Origin of the sequence: Acutalibacter intestini (assembly GCF_034334985.1) — a bacterium.
In the GTDB taxonomy this organism is placed as follows: domain Bacteria; phylum Bacillota; class Clostridia; order Oscillospirales; family Acutalibacteraceae; genus Acutalibacter; species Acutalibacter intestini.
Window position 1 is genome coordinate 1 of sequence record NZ_JAWXXL010000029.1, and the last position, 24,300, is coordinate 24,300.

Annotated in this window: 17 protein-coding genes, 4 tRNA genes and 2 pseudogenes; 7 read left to right on the plus strand and 16 right to left on the minus strand. The window is 54.2% G+C overall.

Annotated features, from left to right (window positions below; all coding sequences use genetic code 11):
• Positions 1-267 precede the first annotated feature (267 nt).
• Positions 268-1,257, minus strand: coding sequence for an aldo/keto reductase (locus tag U8U68_RS16345; RefSeq protein ID WP_322202695.1), 990 nt, complete (start codon positions 1,255-1,257; stop codon positions 268-270).
• A 622-nt stretch (positions 1,258-1,879) separates the two neighbouring features.
• On the opposite strand from U8U68_RS16345, the gene U8U68_RS16350 reads away from it, so the two are divergent.
• Positions 1,880-2,434 (plus strand): TetR/AcrR family transcriptional regulator, encoded by a 555-nt coding sequence (locus U8U68_RS16350; protein ID WP_322202697.1) that lies wholly within the window; start codon positions 1,880-1,882, stop codon positions 2,432-2,434.
• Between the two features lie 125 nt (positions 2,435-2,559).
• Here U8U68_RS16350 and U8U68_RS16355 read toward each other — a convergent pair whose 3' ends face one another.
• From U8U68_RS16355 to U8U68_RS16380, 6 genes are all read right to left on the minus strand, one after another.
• Positions 2,560-3,678: an aldo/keto reductase gene (locus U8U68_RS16355; protein ID WP_322202698.1), complete on the minus strand. Its 1,119-nt coding sequence runs from the start codon at positions 3,676-3,678 to the stop codon at positions 2,560-2,562.
• A gap of 95 nt (positions 3,679-3,773) precedes the next feature.
• Positions 3,774-4,427, minus strand: coding sequence for a helix-turn-helix domain-containing protein (locus tag U8U68_RS16360; RefSeq protein ID WP_322202700.1), 654 nt, complete (start codon positions 4,425-4,427; stop codon positions 3,774-3,776).
• 140 nt (positions 4,428-4,567) lie between these two features.
• The gene (locus tag U8U68_RS16365; RefSeq protein ID WP_322202702.1) at positions 4,568-5,890 is read right to left on the minus strand and encodes an MATE family efflux transporter; all 1,323 of its coding nucleotides are present in this window, start codon (positions 5,888-5,890) and stop codon (positions 4,568-4,570) included.
• A gap of 280 nt (positions 5,891-6,170) precedes the next feature.
• On the minus strand, positions 6,171-7,142 hold the full coding sequence (locus U8U68_RS16370) for an aldo/keto reductase (protein ID WP_322202704.1): 972 nt from the start codon (positions 7,140-7,142) through the stop codon (positions 6,171-6,173).
• 251 nt (positions 7,143-7,393) lie between these two features.
• Entirely contained in the window at positions 7,394-7,678 is a 285-nt protein-coding gene (locus tag U8U68_RS16375; RefSeq protein WP_322202706.1) for an aldo-keto reductase family protein, read from the minus strand.
• Between the two features lie 118 nt (positions 7,679-7,796).
• Positions 7,797-8,228, minus strand: coding sequence for an RrF2 family transcriptional regulator (locus U8U68_RS16380; RefSeq protein ID WP_322202708.1), 432 nt, complete (start codon positions 8,226-8,228; stop codon positions 7,797-7,799).
• 167 nt (positions 8,229-8,395) lie between these two features.
• Here U8U68_RS16380 and cysK point away from each other — a divergent pair, with 167 nt between their 5' ends.
• Together cysK and U8U68_RS16390 are read left to right on the plus strand one after the other, a co-directional pair.
• On the plus strand, positions 8,396-9,328 hold the full coding sequence (gene cysK / locus U8U68_RS16385) for a cysteine synthase A (protein WP_322202710.1): 933 nt from the start codon (positions 8,396-8,398) through the stop codon (positions 9,326-9,328).
• A gap of 251 nt (positions 9,329-9,579) precedes the next feature.
• Complete coding sequence (locus U8U68_RS16390) at positions 9,580-10,863, plus strand: O-acetylhomoserine aminocarboxypropyltransferase/cysteine synthase family protein (RefSeq protein ID WP_322202711.1); 1,284 nt, start codon at positions 9,580-9,582, stop codon at positions 10,861-10,863.
• Positions 10,864-11,516: 653 nt separating this feature from the next.
• On the opposite strand, the gene U8U68_RS16395 is transcribed toward U8U68_RS16390, so the two are convergent.
• The 6 genes from U8U68_RS16395 to rsgA all read right to left on the minus strand — a co-directional run bounded on the left by U8U68_RS16395 (position 11,517) and on the right by rsgA (position 14,677).
• A tRNA-Gln gene (locus tag U8U68_RS16395) sits at positions 11,517-11,591 on the minus strand.
• 53 nt (positions 11,592-11,644) lie between these two features.
• Positions 11,645-11,721, minus strand: a tRNA-His gene (locus tag U8U68_RS16400).
• 5 nt (positions 11,722-11,726) lie between these two features.
• Positions 11,727-11,803 (minus strand) — tRNA-Arg (locus U8U68_RS16405).
• A gap of 81 nt (positions 11,804-11,884) precedes the next feature.
• A tRNA-Gly gene (locus tag U8U68_RS16410) sits at positions 11,885-11,958 on the minus strand.
• A gap of 489 nt (positions 11,959-12,447) precedes the next feature.
• Positions 12,448-13,149: a PAQR family membrane homeostasis protein TrhA gene (gene trhA, locus U8U68_RS16415; protein ID WP_322202714.1), complete on the minus strand. Its 702-nt coding sequence runs from the start codon at positions 13,147-13,149 to the stop codon at positions 12,448-12,450.
• A 496-nt stretch (positions 13,150-13,645) separates the two neighbouring features.
• On the minus strand, positions 13,646-14,677 hold the full coding sequence (gene rsgA / locus U8U68_RS16420; protein ID WP_322202716.1) for a ribosome small subunit-dependent GTPase A: 1,032 nt from the start codon (positions 14,675-14,677) through the stop codon (positions 13,646-13,648).
• A 648-nt stretch (positions 14,678-15,325) separates the two neighbouring features.
• Here rsgA and U8U68_RS16425 point away from each other — a divergent pair.
• The 3 genes from U8U68_RS16425 (at position 15,326) to U8U68_RS16435 (ending at position 20,682) form a co-directional block, all read left to right on the plus strand.
• Complete coding sequence (locus tag U8U68_RS16425; RefSeq protein ID WP_322202718.1) at positions 15,326-15,844, plus strand: GNAT family N-acetyltransferase; 519 nt, start codon at positions 15,326-15,328, stop codon at positions 15,842-15,844.
• Positions 15,845-16,139: 295 nt separating this feature from the next.
• Positions 16,140-19,595, plus strand: coding sequence for a transcription-repair coupling factor (gene mfd / locus U8U68_RS16430; RefSeq protein ID WP_322202721.1), 3,456 nt, complete (start codon positions 16,140-16,142; stop codon positions 19,593-19,595).
• A 118-nt stretch (positions 19,596-19,713) separates the two neighbouring features.
• On the plus strand, positions 19,714-20,682 hold the full coding sequence (locus tag U8U68_RS16435; protein WP_322202723.1) for a poly(ethylene terephthalate) hydrolase family protein: 969 nt from the start codon (positions 19,714-19,716) through the stop codon (positions 20,680-20,682).
• A 256-nt stretch (positions 20,683-20,938) separates the two neighbouring features.
• Here U8U68_RS16435 and U8U68_RS16440 read toward each other — a convergent pair.
• From U8U68_RS16440 to U8U68_RS16450, 3 genes and pseudogenes are all read right to left on the minus strand, one after another.
• A pseudogene (locus tag U8U68_RS16440) lies at positions 20,939-21,295 on the minus strand (helix-turn-helix domain-containing protein).
• Positions 21,296-21,301: 6 nt separating this feature from the next.
• Positions 21,302-22,249 carry an IS110 family transposase gene (locus tag U8U68_RS16445; protein WP_322202725.1) on the minus strand — a complete coding sequence of 316 codons (948 nt, stop codon included), beginning with the start codon at positions 22,247-22,249 and terminating at the stop codon, positions 21,302-21,304.
• A gap of 101 nt (positions 22,250-22,350) precedes the next feature.
• A pseudogene (locus U8U68_RS16450) lies at positions 22,351-23,673 on the minus strand (SpaA isopeptide-forming pilin-related protein); the annotation flags it as partial.
• Positions 23,674-24,097: 424 nt separating this feature from the next.
• On the opposite strand from U8U68_RS16450, the gene U8U68_RS16455 reads away from it, so the two are divergent.
• Positions 24,098-24,298 (plus strand): helix-turn-helix domain-containing protein, encoded by a 201-nt coding sequence (locus U8U68_RS16455; protein WP_016315175.1) that lies wholly within the window; start codon positions 24,098-24,100, stop codon positions 24,296-24,298.
• Positions 24,299-24,300: the final 2 nt, after the last annotated feature.

Below are 24,300 nucleotides of genomic sequence, written 5' to 3' on the forward strand. Positions count from 1 at the left end.
GCAGGATATCTCTCATAACATTCATTCATTTATGCGTCGGCTCCAGCATAATCCCTCTCGGGTTATTCGTTTTTTCCTCCATCCGCTTCTTTCCTATCTTTCGGCGGAGGAGTAATAGTAATGGCCTCCGGCGGGGAGGGGCTTTGGGTCTCACCTGCCGGCTCGGTCGGCGACGGGAAATCGCCACTGGCGATTGTCGCCCCCCTCCACCCCCACCACCTTTGAAAAGGTGGACGAAACTTTTACTCGCTTCGCGCCGGTCTTTTGTTAGTCTATATACTCCGAACCCATGTTGACGTCCTTTCGCCTACCGTAAACCGTCAAATCTGCCAGCCCGTTTTCTAACTCATGGAACTCTGCATCGGTCAAATCCACCTCACTGGCCCGAAGATTTTCTAAAATCCGCTCCTGATTCTTCGAGCCGGGGATGGGCACCACGCAGGAATACTTATGTAGCATCCACGCAAGGGAAATCTGGGCGTTTGTGCAGCCCTTCCGCTTGGCCATGCCGGACACCAAATCGACAAACGGCTGGTTCGCCGCCAGATTTTTCTCGCTCAGCTGGGGCACCCAGCGCCGCACATCATCTCCCACAAACTTGGTGTCAGCCGTCACCTTGCCGGAAAGAAACCCGCTGGCGATGGGCGAAAACGCCACAAATCCAATGTTGTTTTCCTGGCAGTAGGGGATGACCTTCTTCTCATAGTCCCGCTCCATCATGGAGTAGATGTTCTGTACGGCGCTCACCGGCGTGACCTTGTGGGCCCGGTCGATGAAATTTACCGTTACCATAGACAGCCCCCACCCACGAATCAGCCCCTCACCAATGAGCCTGCCCATGCCCTCGGCCACTCGCTCAACCGGCACATCGGGGTTGATGCGGTGCAGATAGTACAGGTCCACATAGTCGGTCTGCAAACGCTTGAGAGACGCTTCCAGGTGCTTTCGGATGGCGTCATAGGCGGAGCGCCTGGCCTCGCCCGTGCCGATAAAGAGCTTGGTGGCCAGCACCGCGTCCTTCCGGCGGCCCTTGACAGCCTTGCCCACGATCTTCTCATTGTGCCCGGTCTCGGACATATAGGGACCGTAGGCCTCGGAGGTATCGAGGAAGTCGCACCCATAGTCCAGGGCCTTTCGGATGGCCTCCATGCTGTATTCCTCGCTGGGGATCTGCCCATAGCCGTGGGAGAACCCCATGCAGCCCAGGCCGATCTCACCGACATGCAAGCCAGTCCGGCCCAGCTTTCTGAAATTCACAAAGAAAACCCCTTTCCGATTATCTCAGCATAGATTGTATTGCCAACGCCCTCACCGCCGCCCGCACATCAAAACGCTTGGGGCAGTGATCCGTGCAGGCCCCGCATTCGATACAGTCAATGGGCAGGCCGCGTTTCTGGAAGTCCTTGATGGGCCGGAGGGCCGCTTTTTCCCGGTCTGGAATTTGCAGTAAATTTCCAGCATAGCCGGGATATCAATGTGCCCAGGACAGCCCTGGGAGCATTTCCGGCACCTCCCACAGCCTGCCAGCCTTTCCGCCGTGATAGGCTCAACCGTTTTGCATCTCATAGCAGTCCACCCTGCCTTTCTGGGTTCAGTATACCGGCTTTGGATGGGAAAGTACACACCATCTCAGCAGGAAATGGTGTGTATGCCACACTTTCTCTGAAAGTGTGGCATAACTCCTTGTGCTGCTTTGGAATTTGACGCTGCAAGCGGCAAATTCGGGCAGACAGCCGGTAAGCTGTCCCTCTCATCACTCTTTCTGCTGTCTGCTCCACACTTCACGCAAAAATGTGGCGTAACTCTGCAAAAGAAAATATGGGTCAGGTGTTGCATATCCATCACGAGTGTAGTAAAATAAAGAAAAGGAGGGCTGACCATGCCGGAAAAGAAGGTGGACTTGCGCGTTCAGCGCACCAAGGAGAACATCCGCCGGGTGTTTGAGGAGATGATCTGCGAGATGGACTATGAGGAAATGTCCATCAAGGAGCTGACCCAGCGGGCCAAAATCAACCGTAAAACTTTTTATCTGCACTACGACTCCCTGGACGACCTGCTTAGAGAGATTCAGAACGACCTGGCCCAGGACTTTATCAGGCGCACCGAGGGCATGGCGCCGCCCCGGGACATGGACAAGATCACCCGGGAGTTTTTCCTGTCCCAGGAGAGCCTGGGCAGGCTGGGGGAACGCATCACCTGCGCGGGCAGCTACCACTATGTGAGCCGCCGCATCACCGGCGACATTATGAGCCAGACCTGGACGAAAGGCCCCGGCGACCCCTTCCGGCAGGACATCATCATGACCTTTATCTCCCAGAGCACCCTGGCAATCTACAAGCAGTGGGTGGCCGACGGCAAGCGGATTCCGCTGGAGGAGATCATAGATTTGGCAATCCGGCTGGTGTGCCATGGGGTGGATGGGATAAAGATATAAAAGAAAAGCGCGGGCTTTCATGCCTCGCTTTTATAGTTAACGCATATAGTTAACGCACTTAAAAATCGGCTTTTCCGCTTGGTTCAAAAGAGGGGTACCTCTTTTGAACTGCGTTAACTATGTGCTTATTTGTCCAGCTCTGCCGAAACCTGCTTGAGGTAGTCCCGAATGGGCAGGTGCTGGGGGCAGTGCTTCTCGCACTGTCCGCACCCAATGCAGTCCCCGGCCTTGCCGTGGCTCTCGGTGAGGTTGGCGTAGTAAGTGGCGGCAACCATACCCTGTGGGCCGCTGAACCGCTTGAGGTTGTTATAGATGGCGAACACGTCCGGGATGGCAATGTTCCTGGGGCATTTGGCCTCGCTGACGCAGTACCGGCAGGCAGTACAGGGCACGGCGATGCTGGCCCGGATGATTTCCGTGGCTTTTTTGAGCGCGTCACTCTCCGCGTCGTTCAGCGGCTGGAAATCCTTCATGTAGCTGAGATTGTCCTCCATCTGCTCCATGTTGCTCATGCCGGAGAGGACGATTTTCACGTTCTCCTGGCTGGCGGCAAACCGGATGGCCCAGCTGGCGGTGGACAGCTCCGGACGCTGTTCCTTCAAAATCTTATCGGCTTCCTCGGGGATGCTGGCAAGGCTCCCGCCCTTGATGGGCTCCATGACCATCACCGGCTTGCCATGCTTTTCGCAGACCTCATAGCACCTGCCGGACTGGACAGTGGGGTCGTCCCAGTCCAGGTAGTTGAGCTGGATCTGCACGTACTCCACCTCCGGGTGGTCGGTGAGGATGCGCTCTAACAGGTCGGCGTCATCGTGGAAGGAGAAGCCGATGTGCTTGATCTTGCCCTCGGACTTCATCCTGGCGATAAAGTCGAAGGCATTGGTCTGCTGAGCTTTTTCGTAGTTGCCGCCGCCCAGGGCGTGGAGCCAGTAGTAGTCGAAATACTCCACCCCACAGCGCTCCAACTGCTCGTTGAAGATTTTGGGCAGGTCGTCGGCGGTGTTGACCGCGTACATGGGCATTTTGTCAGTGATGGTGAAGCTGTCCCGGGGGTAGCGGGAGGCTACCACCTCCTTGAACGCCCGCTCGGAATTGCCGCCGTGATAGGGCCAGGCGGTGTCGAAGTAGGCGCCGCCCGCTTTGATGAAAGCGTCCGCCATCTCCCGGAAAGCGGGGATGTCGATCTGTGTGTACTGGCCGCCCACGGTGGGCAGGCGCATGAGGCCGAAACCAAATTTTTGCATGGGGGTCCCTCCTGTTTTCTTTTCCGGAATTTCTATGGGAAAATTATAGCAGGCAAAGCCGGGAAAGTACACCACATTTCAGCGGGCGGAGGGGTTTATGCCACAGGCGGGGTGGAATTTTTGGGGGCATAGAGCATTCTTTCTTTTGGGCAAGGAAGCGCCGGTTCAATCTTTTTTGCAAACAGCCCATGCCGGTTGCAGTACCAATACAGCACCCCGCGCCCTCGGATAAAGAACCGGGCCTCCGCGTTCCCCTCGGGGTACAGTTTCACCCATTCAAAGCGCCCGCCGGTGCAGTAGGCAACGAAAGAAACGTAGTGTTCCTTTGTCATAGGGTGGGAAAGGGAGATAAAATATTCATCGTCTATCCCCTGGCACTGGATCTGATGCTCCTCATCCTCCGGCTCTGCCTCCAGCGCGGGAAGGGCCACGCCACAGCAGGAAATCACAGCCAGTCCCGTGGCCTGGAGGATGTTTCCGCAGATGGGGCAGACATATAGCTGGGACCGCAATAAGTTGGCTGAACGGTTCCGATTGATGATCTGTTCCCCGGACAGCAGCTCCGGCAGGGACACCTTCAGCGCCTTTGCCAAGGGTTCCAGCAGGGTGATATCCGGCAGGCCCTTGCCTGTCTCCCATTTTGAGACCGTCTTGTCGCTTATGCACAGTATCTCTGCAAGCTGTGCTTGCGTCAGGCCCTGCTTTTCCCGCAGGCTTTTGATGGTGGGGCCGGTGATATAGTGGTTCATGGGGGTTCGCCTCCTTTGCTGTGGCAATAGGATAGCACTTTTAGGAGAAGGGCGCAACCTACGGAACGTAGAGACTGGATGGGCTGCCCTTCACTCCTTGCTTTCTATAGGGCGCAAGGCTCTGTTCCAAACTGAATCTATCATATAATTTTAAACTGCTTCCACTTCCCAGATTTCAGCCGTACCGTATAGGCAATCGCCGAAGCAATCCAGTTCATGCACATGGCCACCGCGATGCCGGTCACGCCCCACGCCAGCCACTGGCCCAAAATGTAGCTGAACACCAGCCGCACCGCCAGGGTGGCAACAATGGACGCGATCATGGTAAACTGGATGTCCCCCGCCGCCCGCAGGCCGTTGCCCAGCTGGGTAAAGGGCGACACGAAAGCGCAGAACACATTGTGGATGACCACAAGCTGGAAGATGAGGGCCTTGGTCTCCTCCCCCAGGTTGTAGTACCGCAGCAGGAGGGGCGTGGCCGCCAGGATAAGCGCATTCCAGGCCACGGCGAACACGATGGAAATTTTCATTAACTTCTTAAAGTACATCTCGGCCTGGGCGCTGTCCCCGGCCCCCATGCACTGGCCAATCACCGTCACGAACACCGGCCCCATGGCAATGCCGGTCAGCGCCGCCAGAGACCAGATGCTCTGGGCCACGCCGTTTGCGGCAATCTGATAGGTGCCGAACAGGGCCACAATGCTGGACAGCGCCACCTTCACGAACTGGAATACCGCGCCCTCCAGGCCGTTGGGCACCGCCACCCGCAGGACGCGCTTTAATAAGCTGCCGTTCCAGCGGAAAATGTATTGATTTTCGTAGTGAATTTCGTTTTTCTTCCGGTAGGCCAGCCAGGTAATCACAATGGCCGAGAACATACGGGCCGCGAAGGTAGGCCATGCCACACCCGCTACCCCGGCTTTCAGCACAAACACGCCAATGTAGTTGCCTGCCACGTTGATAATATTGGAGAGGATGGAAACGACCATGGTGGTTTTGGTGTCGCCCAAACTGCGGTAAAGGGCCGCGCCCGCGTTGTACACAGCCAGAGCCGGGTAGCTGAGGGCCGATATCCATAAATAGGTGACGCAAGCCTGCATCACATCTTCCTCCACCCGGCCAAACAGGGCTGTCAGCATCCCGCGCCCGCCCAAGAGAACCAACCCCATGATGCCAATAGAAACCACTGTGGATATCATCAGAAGCTGCCCGGCGGACTCCCGGGCATTTTCTTTCTGCCCGCTGCCGATATACTGGCTGACCACCACGGCCCCGCCCGAGGCCAGGGCCGTAAATAAGTATAGGAATATGGCGCTGAAATTATTGACCAGGGACACCCCGGACACCGCCGCCTCCCCCGCCGAGCTGATCATGAAGGTATCGATGATGCCCACCAGCAGCACCAGAAGCTGCTCGAAGAACAGGGGGATGATCATCTTTTTCAGGTCTTGGTTTGAGAACATTTTTCTCCCTCCTAGGGCTTGTTTGAAAATAGTGGGAATGACGAATTTGGGGTCAGAAGTGGTCAGATTCCAGGAAAAAACTGCAAGTCAACCGGGGCCGGTTAACGAGGATTTTTGACGCGGAAGATGGCCGCTTATGGGCAAAAAGACGGCGTTCTTGATAGTTCAAACAAGCTCTAAAGAATTTCACTGGTTTTTTCTGCCTTTATGGAAACAGAAAACCGCTGGGGGCAATGTGGATTCCAGGGATACTTGATTAAGAATGACTTATATGAATCTTTTACAGCGCTCCCACTATTTTGTGCGGCACATAGAATTCCTCCAATGCCGCCAGGTCCTCCGGGGCGAGGGTAATGTCCAGCGCGGCTGCGGCATCATCAAAATACTTGGGCTTTGTGGCGCCGATGATGGGCGCGGTCACGCCTTTGGCAAAGTGCCAGGCGATGGCGATTTGGCTCATGGTAGCGTTGTGCTTTTCGGCAACCTCATGTACGCGCTTTACAATTTTATAGTCCTGCTCCTGGGTGCTGTCATATTTCCCAATAGCGACCTTATCTGTCTGGCTGCGGGCGGTGTCAGTTTTCCACTCCAGCCGGGAGAGCCTGCCAGCCGCCAAGGGGCTGTAAGGGATCAGGCTGACATTCATCTGTTGGCAGATGGGAATGAGCTCCCGCTCATCTTCCCGGTACAGAAGGTTATAGTGGTTCTGCATGGTGCTAAAGGGCGTCCAGCCATGTTTCTCCGCAGCAATCTGCATATTGTGGAATTGATACCCATACATAGCCGAGGCGCCAATCGCCCGCACCTTACCTGCCTTTACCAGCCCATGCAGGGCTTCCATGGTTTCTTCGATGGGGGTGTCTTTATCGAAACGATGGATCTGATATAAATCCACATAGTCGGTGCCCAAGCGCTTGAGGGAGCCGTCGATTTCCGCTTCTATGGCCTTTTTGGTAAGATGTTCCGGCGTGGTCAGGTTAAAAAACACCTTTGTCGCGATGCGTACCTCCTCACGCTTTGCCACATTTTTTAGGGCGCGGCCCAGAAATTCCTCGCTGGTGCCCCGGGCGTAGGTGTTAGCCGTGTCAAAAAAGTTGACGCCCACCTCCAAAGCGTGCCGGACCATCTCCTGGGTGGCGTCCTGATCCAGCGTCCACTGGTGGCCGCCCTCAATGTGTTCCCCAAAGCTCATGCAGCCCACACACAGCCTGGACACCGCTATATCTGTATTGCCTAATTTTGCGTATTTCATTGCTGATTCCTCCACTTTTTTATTGGGGGACACTTCCCCGGCTTTATTTTACAAAATAGACCGCACTCCAAGTCAAGCCTTTTATTGGGAAATCTTCGGCAGGTTTTTCTTCTGCCCGCGGCGTTGTCCAGATTCATTTTCTCCAAGGCTTCGTCAATTTTGGCGATACCCTCCGCCGTCAGCGCCACGTTGGCAGACGCAAGATTTTCCTTCATGCGCTCTACATTGCGGATGCCGGGGATAGGCACGACCTAGGGCTTTTTGCGGATCATCCAGCCCAAGCATACCTGGGCCATTGTAGCGAACTTTTCCTCTGCGGCGAAGCGGATCAGATCCAGCGCCTGCTGGTAATACCGGAAGCCTTCCTCCGAAAACTGGAACCGCCCGCTTCGGTTATCCTCCGGGGGGAGGGAAGGTGGGCTGCTCTGTATAGCGCCCGGAGCGGAAGCCCTTGGCAAGGGCGTAAAGGCCACCAAGGTGGGGCCCAGTTCCTTTTCCACCTTCTGCGAAGCGCTGGCTAGGGATGGCGGGACCACATACAAGACCTCCGCCGCTTGATTGCGGGAGCCTGCTTCGGCTATGGTAAATGATGCAGCGTGTCTGCCGCAACGTTATAGAACACCGCCCCCTTTCAAGTGTAATTTGCCAACAGAGTCAAATTACATAATCATTCCACTGCGCGCCCTGCTCCAGAAGATCCGCAATGGTGACGCTGTCCAGGCACTGGTTGACAACCCGGTCCAACTCTTGCCAGAGGGGCAACGTGCGGCAGGAAGCGGCCCTTGCACAGGGGGTGGCACCCGCTTTCAAGCAGGCAACCGGAGCCAGAGACTCCTCCGTCAGGCGGAGGATGGAGCCCACCGTGTACTGGTCGGGGGCCTTAGTAAGCTTGTACCCGCCGCCCTTTCCCCGAACGCCGGTAATAAGCCCAGCTTTCACCAAGACTTTAATAATCGCCTCCAGATATTTTCCCGAGATGTCCTGCCGCCGGGCGATCTCCTTTAGCGGGACGTAGCCATCCGTGGGGTGCTCCGCCAGGTCGGCCATGACCCGCAGGGCGTATCTTCCTTTTGTCGAAATGAGCATGGCGCACCTCCGTTTCAATAATAAACCTATTATACAAAATGGTTAATAGGAAATCAAGAGAATCATTTTCCAAATAGTCCTTGACAAACATATCTGGCGGGTATATAATACGCACAAACCTATTATGGGGGTTGGTAATAAATCGAAATGAGGAGGAAGCATCTCTTATGAGTAAAATCTACACGTCCGCCGACCAGTTGATTGGAAAAACCCCGCTTCTGGAACTGGGGCATATCGGCCGGCGGGAGGGGCTGGAGGCCCGGATCCTTGCAAAGCTGGAGTATTTTAACCCCGCCGGTTCTGTAAAAGACCGCGTTGCAAAGGCCATGATCGATGACGCGGAGGCAAAGGGGATCTTGAAGCCTGAGTCGGTAATCATCGAGCCTACATCCGGCAACACCGGCATTGGCCTGGCCTCTGTGGCGGCGGCCAAGGGCTACCGCATCATCATCACCATGCCAGAGACCATGAGCGTGGAGCGCCGGCAGATCATGCAGGCATATGGCGCGGAACTGGTTCTCACCGAGGGGGCAAAGGGTATGAAGGGGGCCATTGCCAAGGCCGAGGAGCTGGCCAAGGAGATCCCGAACAGCTTTATCCCGGGGCAGTTCGTAAACCCCGCCAACCCCGCCGCCCATAGAGCCGCCACCGGCCCGGAGATCTGGGAGGACACGGACGGGAATGTGGATATCTTCGTGGCGGGCGTGGGCACCGGCGGCACGATCACCGGCGTGGGGGAGTATTTGAAGAACCAAAACCCTAACGTGAAGATCGTGGCGGTGGAGCCTGCCGCCTCTCCAGTTTTGAGCAAGGGTACCGCCGGAGCCCACAAGATACAGGGCATCGGCGCGGGCTTTGTGCCGGAGGTGCTGAGCACCCAGGTCTACGATGAGGTCATCGCGGTAGAGAACGAGGACGCGTTCGCTGCTGGAAAGCTGGTGGGCCGTGCCGAGGGCGTGCTGGTAGGCATCTCCTCCGGCGCGGCGGTGTGGGCGGCAATCCAGCTTGCAAAGCGCCCGGAGAATCAGGGAAAGACCATTGTAGCCCTTCTGCCTGATACAGGCGACCGGTATCTTTCCACACCGCTGTTTGCGGAGTGAGATCTTGATAGTTGATTGTATAGGCACCCCCGCACCATTCGCGGCTGGAGCCTTAAGCACCGTCTTGCTTGCAGATTTTCCGTGATAGCGCACAGCTTTCGCTGGTCAATGGTGAGATGGACGGCGCTCAATCTGTACACTCTGAAGAAAAATCTGACTGCGCAAATACGGTACTTAGAATTGTGCGGTATTGCCTATAGATAGATTATTTGGCATCATCTCCTTAAATTGAGAGAGAGAGGGAATTACCAATGAACAACTATAAATTTGAGACTTTACAGCTTCACGTGGGCCAGGAGCAGCCTGACCCCGCCACCGACGCCCGGGCCGTGCCCATCTACCAGACCACCAGCTACGTCTTTCGGAACTCTGCCCACGCGGCGGCACGTTTCGGCCTTGCCGACCCTGGCAATATCTACGGCCGGCTCACAAACTCCACCCAGGACGTGCTGGAAAAGCGCCTAGCCGCGCTGGAAGGGGGCGTAGCCGCCCTGGCCACGGCCTCGGGCGCAGCGGCTATCTCCTACACCATCCAGGCCCTGGCCCAAAACGGCGACCATATCGTGGCCCAGAAAACCATCTATGGCGGCAGCTACAACCTCTTGGCCCACACCCTGCCCCAGTTCGGCGTGGAGACGACCTTTGTGGACGCACACGATCTCAAGGAACTTGAGGGGGCCATCCGGTCCAATACCAAGGCCGTCTACCTTGAGACCCTGGGCAACCCCAACGCTGACATCCCCGATATTGACGCGATTGCCGGAATCGCCCATGCCCACGGTCTGCCCCTGGTGATAGACAACACCTTCGGCACGCCCTACCTGATTCGGCCCATCGAGCACGGCGCGGACATTGTGGTGCACTCGGCCACTAAGTTTATCGGCGGCCACGGCACCACCCTTGGCGGCGTTATTGTGGACAGCGGCAAGTTCGACTGGAAAAAGAGCGGCAAGTACGCCCCCATTGCCGCGCCCAACCCCAGCTACCATGGGGTCAGCTTTGTGGACGCTGTGGGGCCTGCCGCCTTTGTGACCTACATACGCGCCATCCTTCTGCGAGACACCGGTGCCACGCTCTCTCCCTTTAATGCTTTCCTGCTTTTGCAGGGTGTTGAAACCCTCTCCTTGCGCCTGGAGCGCCACGCCGGGAACACCAAGAAGGTGGTGGAGTTCCTCTCCAAGCACTCCCAGGTGGAGAAGGTCAATCACCCCAGCCTGCCGGACCACCCGGACCACGCCCTGTATGAAAAATACTTCCCCAGCGGCGGCGCGTCCATCTTCACCTTCGAGATAAAGGGCGGGCAGGCAGAGGCGCATAAGTTTATCGATAATCTGGAGATATTCTCCCTGCTGGCGAACGTGGCAGACGTGAAGAGCCTGGTGATACACCCGGCTACCACCACCCACTCCCAGCTCTCCCCAGAGGAGCTCATCGACCAGGGCATAAAGCCCAACACTATCCGGCTGTCCATTGGCACCGAGCATATTGACGATATTCTTGCAGACCTTGAGAAGGGGTTTGCGGCGGTGAAGTGAGGGGCAGACTTTTGCAAATAAAGAAAAGGCATGAGGGTATAGCGCCCCATGCTTTTTCTTTTGCGAACTATAGGCTTTGCATAGGGCTTGTTCAGGATCACAGGAGTCAATATCGATAGGGGAATTGAGCACATTCTATACTATAATATTGGCGGCTAAATCTGCTAGCCCTGTCCCAAAGGCGAAGCCGTTTAATCGCAATTTCATCCATGCCGCAGGCCCGCAGCACTTTTTTCAGCCAGCTTTCAACGCTGCCATTTGCGTTCTTCTGTGCCCTGATTGTATGACCATGGGCGTTTCCTCCCATCTGAATTGTTTGGAAAATCAGATAGAGAGGTGGGGGCGGCAACCTCCAAAGATGTACAAGAGCTGCTGGGGCACGCTGACATTCGTACAACCATGAATGTCTATGCCCACGCTGAAAGAGACTCCAAAAGGGCGGCAGCCAGGCTGCTGGACAAGCTGGCGAGTGGGGAGTAAGAAAGTGTCCCTTATGGGAAGCTGGTAAGGGACAAAATGAGGGGCAAAAGGGAAAAAACATGGCTATGCCCCCGCATAAACCCAGTGTTTCGGCGGGGTGTAGGAATAAACAGCAAAAAACCGCGCCCAACCGCGCGGTTTTTTGCCCAAATATTTTTTTGGTTTTCCTAGGATGGCTGGGCTGGCGAGATTCGAACTCACGGGTGACGGAGTCAAAGTCCGTTGCCTTACCGCTTGGCGACAGCCCAATATGGAGAACACGGAGCCTAATCACAAGAATTAAACTCCGTGCCCATTTGTGTGGGGTGGGTGATGGGACTCGAACCCACGGTCTCCAGAGCCACAATCTGGCGCTTTAACCAACTAAGCTACATCCACCACAATGGCGCGCCAAAAGGGACTTGAACCCCTGGCCTACTGCTTAGAAGGCAGTTGCTCTATCCAGCTGAGCTATTGGCGCACGAACGGGGAAGAACCTTTGGACCCGCTTATAAAATTGCAAAAGGGCCTGGGCAATAAAATTACCCAGAGATAAATTGCCTGGAGCGGGTGATGGGAATCGAACCCACACAACCAGCTTGGAAGGCTGGTGTTCTACCACTGAACTACACCCGCAAAAACCCGCTGCAATACCGGCGGGACAAATATTCCCAACGCTATAACACTATACCACATTTTAATCTATTCGTCAAGCCTTTTTTGACAGGAATAAAAAGTTTGTGCGCCCCTCTGCACACGTTTGTTTTGTTAAAACCTATAGAGTCTTATGATGCGGACATTCTGGCAAACTTGGACTCCGCACAGAAATTTCCGGGCGGGGACAAAAGAATCAAAAAGAGGATATTCTTGGTAGTATAGCTAGAGTCTGTTTTAAAATCGGAGAAATGCTGGCGCCTTTCCAGGTTTTTTGAGGCCGAAGCCACCATTTCTGGGCAAAACTGACCCTGTTTCGGAGTTTTCACACAGACTCTAGGGCTTGTTTGAACAAAGGCGGCGTTTTCGATGTTTCAAATAAGCCCTAAGCGCAGCAAGAAAAATTGCGTGCTTGCCAGAGCAAGCACGCGGGGAATAATTTAGAGGAAACGTGAACAGCGAGAAAAAACCTTATTTTACCACCTGATACACACTTATCGTGTGCAGCACACTGCCCGCCAACACAAACAGATGGAATACCGAGTGCATATACGGCACCCGCTTGCCAAAGCCATACAGCACCGCTCCTACTGTGTACAGCACACCCCCAGCCAGCAGGCACCAAAAGCCTGTGCCGCTTAGGTTGGTCCATAAGGTGCCCATGGCAAAAACCACCACCCAACCCATGGCTAGGTAACAGATCATGGAAAAGACCTTAAAGCGTTCGACACTTATGGCATTAAGAATGATGCCCGCCAGGGCCGCAGCCCACACCACACCAAACATAGCCCACCCCTGGGCGCCTCCCAGGCAAACCAGGGTAATGGGGGTATAGGTGCCGGCAATGAGCAAGAAGATGGTGCAGTGGTCAATGGAGCGAAACACCACTTTGGCCTGATTTAGGCCCAGACCATGGTAGATGGCCGAAGCTGCAAAAAGCACCACCATCATGGCCCCATACACAGCGGTGGAAACAACTTTCACGGGGATCTTTTCACAAAATATCAGCAACAATACTAGAGAGGCTACGGAAATTAGGGCGGAGACCCCATGGGACACAGAGGAAAAGACCTCCTCGCCCAAAGAGTAAAGGGGCAGGCCCAGGGCTTGACATTTGTTCCGGCGAGAGGCAGAGAGCCGGGGGCGGGAGAGGTTCATGGTAGTGTCCATCATTCACCGTTCCTTTCTGTGCAAAATATCGCTTTTTGATTCGTGTTATCTAGTTTTATAAACTAGATTTTATCTTATTATACACCGTGACTTTGCGGTTGTCAAGAAGAAACTTGTTTCCGAAAAAAATTAACAAGTCGAATTGCAACGCCAGATCGTGTCCCTGTCAGTGTGTCCGCGCGCCTTTTGGTGGGAAAATTCTTGAAGTACGCGAGTATAAAAGGGCGCCAAGCGGCCGTAGGGGAGGCTTGAATCTGTATTTTCCCCAATTCACATGCTCATATCCGTATGTGAAAACGGTCTAGAGAAATATTGGGGCCTGTTTGAACAATCGGAAACGACCGTCTTTTTGGACATAAGCGGCCCCTTTCCGCCTGGAAAATTTTCGGAAATCCGCAAGATTGGCGCGGCTAACCACAGCGCTTTTTCTCCTTGCAATCCACCTCTTCTGCCCATAAATTCATCATTTCCTCTCTTAACTATTATTACAATACAAGTTCTAAAAATCCAACGAATCTTTAATCTTCCGCCGCTGTTTTGCCAGGGCCTTGCTAGGCTGCCCCCGCTTTTTCCGCCTGCCTAGGCCGGACTCGGACATCAGCCGCTGGTAGCTCTTCCAGCGTTCCCAGGAGAGTTCTCCCCGCTCCAGGGCCATGCGGATGGCGCAGCCAGGTTCTTTCTCGTGTTTGCAGTCAGAAAAGCGGCACTGCCCCAGAAAGGCCTCTACATCTGGAAAGGCGGTGGATACGCCCTGGGCGGCGTCCCACATGCCTAGCTCTCGCATGCCTGGGGTGTCGATTACAAGAGCGCCCCCGGCCAGGAGCAACAACTGCCGGTGGCTGGTGGTGTGGCGGCCTTTACCGTCCCGCTGGCGGATGCCGCCGGTGGACATCACCTCTTCTCCAGCCAGCCGGTTGATAACACTGGACTTGCCCACTCCAGAAGAGCCTAAAAACGCCGCGGTGCTGCCAGGGGGCAGCATTGCTTCCAGCTCCGCAAACCCATAGCCCGTCTTGGCGCTGACAGCCAGCACCGGCGTCTCACCACCCACGGCCTGGGCCAAAGCCAGCTTTTCCTGGTGGTCCCCGGGTAGGTCTGCTTTTGTCAATAAAATCACGGGCTTTGCCCCGCTGTTTAGGGCCTGGGACAAATAGCGCTCTAGGCGTTTTACGCTAAAGTCCTGGTTGAGAGACTGGACCATAAACACCAGGTCCATGTTGGCGGCCACGGCCTGCTGGACGCCGTGCCAACTGTCCATGCGGGAGAAAAAGCTCTTCCTGGGCAGCGTCTTTACGATCTGCCAGTCTCCACAGGCAGGGGCCGCCAGCACAAAGTCGCCGGTGGTGGGAAACACAGCCCCTTTCTCATAAAAATATTCCTTGGTTTTCAGCTGGCCGAACCGTTCCCCCTGAGGGGTGATTAACTGCCAGCGGTCTTTAAAAACCGCGGTGACCCGGGCCGGGGCCAGGGAGCCGCTTTGTGGCAGAAGGGCGGCAGGAAAGCCGTACTTCCGCAAGTCGATATTTGTCATAGATTCCCTCCTGAATTTCTGTTATGCCGCAATGGTGAATGTGCTTCATATGATTGTCCATAAAACATACCTCCTTTTCTCTTCCGCGGCCCATACAACGCAAAAAGAGCGCTCCCCCACAAAAACAGGGAGCGCTCTTTACAAAGCGGGCCTTAGCGGCGGGCCGAAACAGCCCTGGCAGTGGGCCGGCAGCGGTTCTCACTGTTTATCGTATGCAATTGAAGCATGGGGCCCACCTCCTTTATTGTTTGGGATTTGTTCTCGCAAGCAGTCGAAAAAAAACTGGGATTAGGACTTGTTTGAGCATAGAGGGAACGACAGACTTTTGCCCAGAAGGGGGCCATTGCAAAGAAAAACCGCAGGTCAATCTTCCGATTGGCGAGGATTTTTGATGCGGAAAGGGCCGTTTATGGGCAAAAAGACGACGTTTTTGATGTTTCAAACAATCCCTAACTGTAAGAACCAGTTTTAATATATCATAACCGCACGGCGGTGTCAAGAGAAAACGCTGCAATGCGCGCTGTTCCAGCCAGCGCGTTTTTTTCCGCTGATTCTAAATAGCTTTTTATGCCAGCAGGGCTCATTGACATCCTCTTTCCAAAGGGATATAATAAAAAATACGTCTTAAAGCCTATAGGAGATCATGGAATGCAGACCATTGAAACCCAGCGCCTTTTGCTGCGCAATGTAACCCTTCAGGATGGCCCCGCCCTGTTCACCATGCTGGGGGACGAGCAGACCTGTTTGGACGACGGGGGCTATCACGCCTGTGCCTCTATGGAAGACCCGGGCTTTTTGCAAAACTTAAAGTGGCTGGCTAAGCATGACCAGCACTACCTGGTGGTGGAAAAGGGCGCTGGGCAGGGGGCGGGTCTTATCCACCTGATGGACGCCCACCGGGGGGTGCCGGCGGTGGAGCTGGGGTATATCATCAGCAAAAAATTCCGGCGGCAGGGATATGCCCGGGAAGCCCTCTCCGGCGTGATCGCCCATCTGTTTGCCACAGAAGCCCAGATGGTTACGGCAGAGTGCTATGCCTACAACCTGGCCTCCCGGCGGCTGCTGGAGTCTTTGGGATTTGCCCAAGAGGGCGTGCGCCGTAAAGCCCTTCTGCATCCCCAGCGGGGCGTCATCGATACGCTGCTGTTCTGCCTGGAAGGGCCTTAACCGCAAACAGCGCCTAGGCCCAAAACTTTCCAGCACACCGCGCCCCGCCCCCAGCAGGGCCAAGGATGTGGATGCTTTTCGGCGGCGCATCCCGCTTCCTTTTTTACTTTTAGTTATTATACAAAGCTGCTTGCCGTGGCCGGTGGGCGAAAATATCTGTAAGAAAGCTGTAAAGACGCCTGCCTTGTTACCCGGCCAGGGGTTCTCACTTCTCATGCTCCCGCGTAGAAGTTCTTAGGCCGCCCAAAAGCCATTACCCAAAAGCCATTATTATAAATACTTTGAGGTCCATGCTATGAAATCCATATTTTCCGCTCTTTCCCGCTCACCCGAATATTCTGCTCTAGCCCGGGCCATTGATACTGGCGCCGCCCCTGCCGTGGCCGCAGGGCTTTCTGGCGTGCATAAGTGTGTGGTCATTGCCGCCCTGTGCCACCAGACCGGCCGCCGGGGCCTGGTCATTGCCGCCGACGAGGCGGAAAGCCAGCGCTTTTTTGAGGACCTCTCCGCTTTAGGGCTGGCTCCTACGCAGTACCCTATGCGGGACTTTAACTTTCGGGATACGGCTGTCTCTTCCCGAGAGTATGAGCGCCTGCGGCTGGAGGCACTCTCTAAAATGCAAAACGGCTCTTGCAACTGTGTGGTGGCCTGTATTGACGCCGCGCTGCAATACACCATGGGCCCCCAGCAGCTAAAGAGCCGTTTGTTCACGATTGCCCCCGGGCGGGAGCTGCCCATAGATGGGCTGCTCTCCGCTCTGGTAAACTGTGGCTACACCCGGGAGGACCAGATTGAGGGGCCGGGGCAGTTCAGCCGCCGGGGAGGCATTGTGGACTTCTTTTCCCCCAGCGCACCCCAGCCTGTGCGGGTGGAGTTTTGGGGGGATGAGGTAGACTCGGTGAGCTTTTTCGACCCAGCCACCCAGCGCCGCACCGACCCAGTGGACCAGGTGGACCTGGCTCCCTGCGTGGAGGTGATCCCCGACGGGCCGGACCTAATTAAAAAAATAGAGGCCCTTTCCAAGAGCCTACGGGGCAAGCGGGCCCCAAAGGCCCGTCAGGTGCTGGAAGCCGAGGTGGAAAAGCTGAAAAACGGCCTGCGGCCCGGCTCGACGGACAAATTCCTGCCCCTGATGTACGGCGGGGTTTCAACCCTGTTTGACTACTTCCCTGCCGAGGAGTGCCTGCTGTTTTTCTCTGAGGGGAACAAGCTGAAAGAGCGCATTCGCACGGGGCTGGTCCAGTGGGGCCAGGACCTGGCCGCCTACTTGGACGAGGGCCTGTTGTGCAAGGGCCTGGACGCTTACAGCGAGACCTGGGAGTACGCCCTGGGCCAGGCCCAGCGGGTCCCCACGGTGTTTATGGACGTGTTCGCCCGGGGCAGCTATGAAGTGCCCACCAAGACTTTGGCCAATTTTAACGTGCGGCAGTTTCCCGCCTGGGGGGGCGGGGTACAGCTTTTGCAGGAGGACCTGACTGCCCTTTTGAACCAAGGCAGGGCCTGTGTGGTGCTCTCCGGTACCCAGCGGGCGGGAGAGGCCCTGGCCGCCGACCTGAAACAGTCTGGTCTGCCCACCTCCTATATTGAAAACCCCTCCACCGCCGCCCGGGGTACTGTAACGGTTACCAGCGGGGTACTTTCCGCTGGCTTCGACTGGCCGGACGCGGGCTTTGCCCTAATTGCCCGGGGCCGCATTGCCATGCAAAAGAGCCGTAAGGCCAAGAAAAACAAGCACGCCAAGGAGATTTCCAGCCTTTCAGAGCTGAATCCAGGAGACTTTGTGGTCCATGCCTCCCACGGCATCGGGGTGTTTGAGGGCATCCACAAGCTGGAGATGAACGGCGTGGCCAAGGACTATATCAAGGTGCGCTACCAGAAAAACGACACCCTGTATATTCCCGTCACTCAGCTGGACATGGTTTCCAAATACATCGGCCCCAAAGAGGACGCCGCCGTACGCCTAAGCCGCCTGGGCGGGGCAGACTGGCAGCGGCAGAAAGCCAAAGTGCGGGCCGCTGTGAAAGACATTGCCAAAGAGCTGATTCAGCTATACGCGGCCCGGATGCGGCAGAAGGGCTTTGCCTTTCCTCCTGATGGAGAGTGGCAGCGGGATTTTGAGGCCAGGTTTGAGTTTGACGAGACTGAGGACCAGCTGCGCTGCGTGAGCGAAATTAAAGACGATATGGAGCGGGAGCCCCCTATGGACCGGCTGCTGTGCGGCGACGTGGGCTTTGGCAAAACCGAGGTGGCCCTGCGGGCCGCCTTTAAGTGCGTGACCAGCGGCAAGCAGTGCGCCATTCTGGTGCCCACCACCATTTTGGCCTGGCAGCACTACCAGACCATTCTAAAGCGGATGGAGGGATTTCCCGTGGACGTGGAGCTGCTCTCGCGGTTTCGCAACCCCAAGCAGCAGGACCAGATTATCCGCAAGGTAAAGCGGGGCGGCGTGGATATTGTGGTGGGCACCCACCGGCTGGTCTCCAAGGACGTGGGCTTTAAGGACCTGGGGCTGGTGATTATTGACGAGGAGCAGCGCTTTGGCGTGGCCCAAAAAGAAAAACTAAAGGCCCTGTGTCAGTCCGCCGACGTGCTCACCCTGTCCGCCACCCCCATTCCCCGCACCCTGAACATGGCCCTCTCCGGCATCCGAGATATGTCCGTCATTGAGGAGGCCCCCCAGGACCGGCACCCAGTGCAGACCTATGTGATGGAGCATGACCGGGGGGTGATCTGCGACGCCATCCGCCGGGAGCTGCGGCGGGGCGGGCAGGTTTACTATTTGCGCAACGACGTGGCCGCTATTCCCCGCATTGCCGCCCAGATCCAGCAGGACATCCCCGAGGCCCGAATCGGCATGGGCCACGGCAAGATGGACGAGGAGGAGCTTAGCGAGGTGTGGCGGCAGCTGCTGGACCATGAGATAGATGTTTTGGTGTGCACCACCATTATTGAGACCGGCGTGGATGTACCCACGGCCAATACCTTGATCATTGAAAACGCGGACCGCATGGGCCTTAGCCAGCTGCACCAGCTACGGGGCCGGGTGGGCAGAAGCAACCGCCGGGCCTATGCCTACCTGACCTATACCCCCAATAAGGCGCTGACAGAGATTGCCCAAAAGCGCCTTTCCGCCATCCGGGAGTTTACCGAGTTCGGCTCGGGCTTCAAAATTGCCATGCGAGACCTGGAAATCCGCGGCGCGGGGAATATCTTAGGGGGCGAGCAGCACGGCCACATGGAGGCTGTGGGCTATGATATGTATGTGAAGCTGCTCAACGAGGCGGTCAGTTTAATGAAGGGCGAGACCCCTGCCCAGCCGGTGGACGAGGGCTGTCTGGTGGATATGCAGATACAGGCCCATATCCCCGAGGATTATATCGATAGTATTAACCTGCGGCTGGACGTGTACAGGCGCATTGCCGAGGTGCGCAGCCAGGAGGACGCCCTGGATGTCACCGACGAGCTCATCGACCGGTTTGGAGAGCCGCCCGAGGCTGTGAAGGGGCTTATCGACGTGGCCCTGTTGCGCAACCGGGCGGGACTGCTGGGCATTTCGGAGATCAAGCAGCAGGGTGGGGCCCTGCTGCTGTATAAGAACGGCATGGACATGGAGCAGGTGGGCCGTTTGGTGAAGAAACTGCCGGGCCGGGTGCTGCTTAGCGCGGGAAGCCGCCCCTACCTAAGCGTAAAGCTGCAAAACCAGCCGCCAATGGAGGCGCTCTCTCAAGCGCTGGATGTTATGGAGGAATAAGGGGACAGAGGAGCAGCTCCGCCCTATTTCTCCAGCTCCTTTGGGGACGTTTGTTCCGAATGCGATTATCATAAAACGTTTCTTTGGCGAAGTCAAGAGAAAGCAGGAGATGGCCGTGGTGAAAAAACTGTTGAAGATTTTAGGAACCGTGGTGTTGGCGCTGGTGGTAGTGTTGGCAGCATTTTTTGCTTATGCCCAGTATAAGAATTGGAAAACGCTGAACACCCCCATTCTGCCGGATGACTACTACAAGTCGTTTGCTAAGACGTTTCCTGCGGGTGGTAAGCTGGAGGAATACTATGTAGGTAAAGGCAGCTATGAGGTGGAGCATCTGGAGTACAAATCGGACAACAAATCCATCGGCACCATCCGTGTATACTACCCCGCTGAGCTGAAAACCAGCGGCAAGCAGTACCCTGTGGTGATGGTGGTGAACGGGAGCAACACACCCGCCAAAATTTATCTGCCCTTTTTCCAACGTTTGGCCTCCTGGGGGTTTGTCGTCGTAGGTACGGATGACCCCCAGGCCGGCACCGGCGAGACAGCTTCCATTGCTTTAGACTTTGTGCTAACCGAGAGTGAGATTGCCAGTCAAATCGACCGGGAAAATATCGGAATTACCGGGTATTCCCAGGGTGGCGCGGGGGCGCTGGGCGCAGCCACCAAATATGGAAACAGCCACCTCTACAAAGCAATCTTCACTGGCAGCGCGGCGTATCCATTACTGGCCACCAGCATGGGATGGGAGTATGACAGCTCCCAAATTACCATTCCTTATTTTATGACGGCGGCCACTGGCACTTCTGATGACTTGGGTGTGGCAGACATCCATGCTGAATTTGGCGGTGTGGCACCCTTGGCCTCGTTAATAGAAATTTATGACAGCATGACAGACGATGTATTGAAAATTCGCGCTCGTGTTGCCGGAGCCGAACATGAGCAGATGCAGGTACGGACGGATGGGTACATGACCGCATGGATGCTCTACCTCCTTAAGGACGACCAGGAAGCCGGGAAGGTGTTTTTGGGGGAAAACGCCGAAATCCTGAGTAATGCCAACTGGCAGGATGTAGAGAAGAATAATTAAAACAAGCAATATAACTGCCGTACAACGGCAAAAGAAACAAGCTATCAGCATTCGGAAACGGAATGCGCAGCCAGTCCCGGCAAGGGGCTGTTCAAAGGGGTTGGGACGCTGTCCCAGCCAGCAAGCAAAAACGGATTTCCGGCGGTAACGCTGGAAGTCCGTTTTTGCTTGCCAAGGTTATCCCGGAACGGGATAACCTTCTTTTTCTCGAAAAAGAACAAAGCCGGTGAGAAATTTGTTAAATTCACTCACCAGCTCAATTCGTTTCAAATTTCTCGGATCGTTCGGTTCGTTCTTTCATGGTTTCCTGCGTATGGTGCAAGAGGGTTTCACGCATTTCTGACGGGCAGCTGCAATACAACATCTTCATCTGACTGGCTCCCTCATCTTCCGTGGAAACATCTGGATTGATTAAAGAATCCAGAGAAATCGGCAGTACCTTTGCCAGTGCTTTCAAAATCAAAAAGGACGGATTCATCTGCCCTTTTTAAATCTTGGCAATCTGCTTGACAGATACATGGCTCATATCAGAAAGCTCCTGCTGTGTCAGGTCTTTTCTTTTTCGGGCTTCCCGCATTTTTTGCCCTAAAGCGGTTAAATCATCAATCGGCATAATCATTCACCTCGAATATATTCTATCGTGCCGATTTGCACAAAGGAATAACCTTACAGTGATCATTCCTATACCTTTGATGGCAAGCATCTGCTCGCTTTCGGGTATCTTTTTGCACAAACTTTCTATCTCTTCCATAATGGAATCAAGCTGTGCCATTTTATATTCGTAATCCGCAAGCAAAAGTTTCATTTCATACCTGGCTGCCGAAGAGCCTTTCTTTAAGCCTATGCTTCGTTTGGCTGTTTCACACAGGATCGCTGCCCTTTTTATCCCAACAGCTCTTAACTTTGCATCACGCCAGATTTGATTGATTTTCTCAGCTCCAAGTTCCACTATTGCTCTCGGAGTACAAGCTGCTTTTAAAAGCAGCATACTGCTTTGTGTTTCATAATCCCTAAACACTTCTTTGTATTCAGGGAAATATATGGCGAACCATCTGGCAAATCTGTTTTTGATCTGGGTAAGTTCCCTGACAAGTCTCTTACGATTGGCCACCATAATTCTTAAATCAGCATACACACCATCTGGTGTATATGGTATTGAATATCTTCCTTCAATGACAAGCTTTGCTATCACCTTGGGATCTTTTCTGTCATTCTTACTTTGGCTGTTATCATCCAGTTCCTTGGTCTGCTTTACCGCATAAGGGTTAACCATAACCAGCAGGATGCTTTCATCCTCAAGATAAGCACCAAGGTCAAACCAGTAATGGCCGGTTGGTTCGATTCCTACAATGACATCTGACTTTTTGTACCTGTCTTGTAACCACCGCATCCAGTCTTTGAAGTTTTCAAAGCCTTCTCTGCTGTTGCTGAATTTAAAAACCTTCCCAAGTTCAATGCCCCGCCAGTCAAAAACTCTGGCATAATGTGTAGTACTTCCAATATCGATTCCAACTACCAAAGTTGATTCTTTTACTTGATTGATTTTCTCATTTTGTTTACAATTCATATGTGGGTGTCTCCTTTGAAAAATGATTTTTATTAACCGCCAAGTTAACAATCATTATTCTATGGGCGACACTCATTTTTTGCAAACCCGCTATTTGTTACTTAACAGGAATGCTCCTTTTTCTTTCTTCCGCACTGGTAGCCTGCAAATCCAAAGATTCCCGCACCGGCTGTAAATGCCGCCGCAAGGCTGACCCACAAGCCGAGGTTAAAGTCGTCGCCTGTTTTCGGTGTGTCACGCAGCTCGTTGTGCATGGTTACGGTTGCCGTTTCATCCACTTTGACCGTCACTTTCTGGTTGGCGGGCAGGATATAGCCAGAGGATGTCTTGAAGATTTTTAATGAGCCTTTCTGCGCTTCATTCAAGAAGCCCTTGCCCGCTTCATTCTCCACGTTGTAGGTCTTGCCGTTTTCCTCGATGGATACGGGATAGACGTTCTCATCCAGAACAAATCCTGTCGGGGCTGTTTTCTCACGGACAAGGTACTTACCGTATCTGAGGTCGTTCATCTGGTACACGCCTTTCTCCACCTCGCCCATCTCGCCGAGAAGCTCATCTTTCTTGTCCAGTTTTCCATCTTCGTTTGTATCAGAGTAAATTTCAAATATCGCACCTGTGAGCTTGTTGTCGGGATAGTCCTTGTCTACCTTAGTCAGAGCGATATTGCCTTTGATGAAGTAGTTTACAAGCTCAATCTCCACAACTTCGTCAACCTCGCTGATTGTTACGCTGATTTCTTCCTCGGATAGTACATATCCTTTCGGGCTTTCGATTTCACGGATTACCCATGTGCCATACGGAACTTCCCCAAAAGAAAAACTGCCGTCATCCTCGGATGTGGCAGTTGCAATCGCATTTTCCTTTGTATATTCCGTTGTCCCCGTCTGAAAGATGCCGATTAACGCACCGCCTAAATCTTCGCCGTCCTCGTTGGATTTCCTGCCGCTGACAGAGCCGTAAATCAGTTCGTTTTCAATGGCTTCGCCCTCATTTGCCGTGATATTCACAACGGCTGTTTCCTGCCCTGCGTACTCAAAGTCAACAGGGTATTTCTCATCGCTGACAAGGTAGGCGGCATTTGTTGATATTTCCTGCACATAGTAGCTGCCCATCGGTAAATCGCTGATAGCTTTTCCGTGACCGTTCTCATCAAGGAAGATGACTTCAATCAATCCGTCCGCAGGGATAACAGAGCCGTCGGCTGCGGTAATCTCCTCGGCGGCATACAGACCGAACGTAACGTCCTTGATTTCGCCGTTGTTCCCTACGCCGTATGCTTCATCCACCTCAAGGGTTTTGTTGAGGTCGATTTCCATACGCTGACGCTCATTGTAAAACTCCGTGCCTGTTTCCGTCACTTCGATTTCCTGCCCCGCATACACAAGCTCCACGACATGGATTTCATCGTTTAATACCATGCCAAACAGATAAGTATAATAAGGTTATAGGGAAGCGCGCACCCTCAAAGAAGGGAGGTTACACACCATGAAGAGGCAGACAGAGAAATACAAACTCACCGCCCTATACGAAAGACTCTCCCATGACGATGAGCGAGCCGGGGAATCCGTCAGCATAAAGAACCAAGACGGCATTTGTCAAGGATATTTTCGCCGAAAAAAGCAAGACTTCAATTTTTATAGTCCTGTCTTTCATCTGAGGACTGAACATAAGGTCGCCATGCAAAATTAGCAGGGTGACCTTTCTTGTGTTTGCTCGAATGCAAATTCGCAACAAATTGCGAAAAACTGTTGTAATGAGCATAAAATCGTGGTATAATCTTTATTGGCTATTTATAGTTCATAATGTACCGAGTAATACCCGTTGCAGTTTTAACGTTGGAGGACGGTCATGTCGATTTCATATAACAGATTATGGAAGTTGTTGATAGATAAGAATATGAGCGTTGCCGAAATGCGTAGAGCTGCTGACATCGCGCCGAACACGGTTACCCGGATGAGAAAAGATCAAGAAGTAACTATGATGGTACTTGAAAAAATATGTGAGGTCCTGGATGCGGATTTCGGAGATATTGTAGAATATAAAAAATAGCA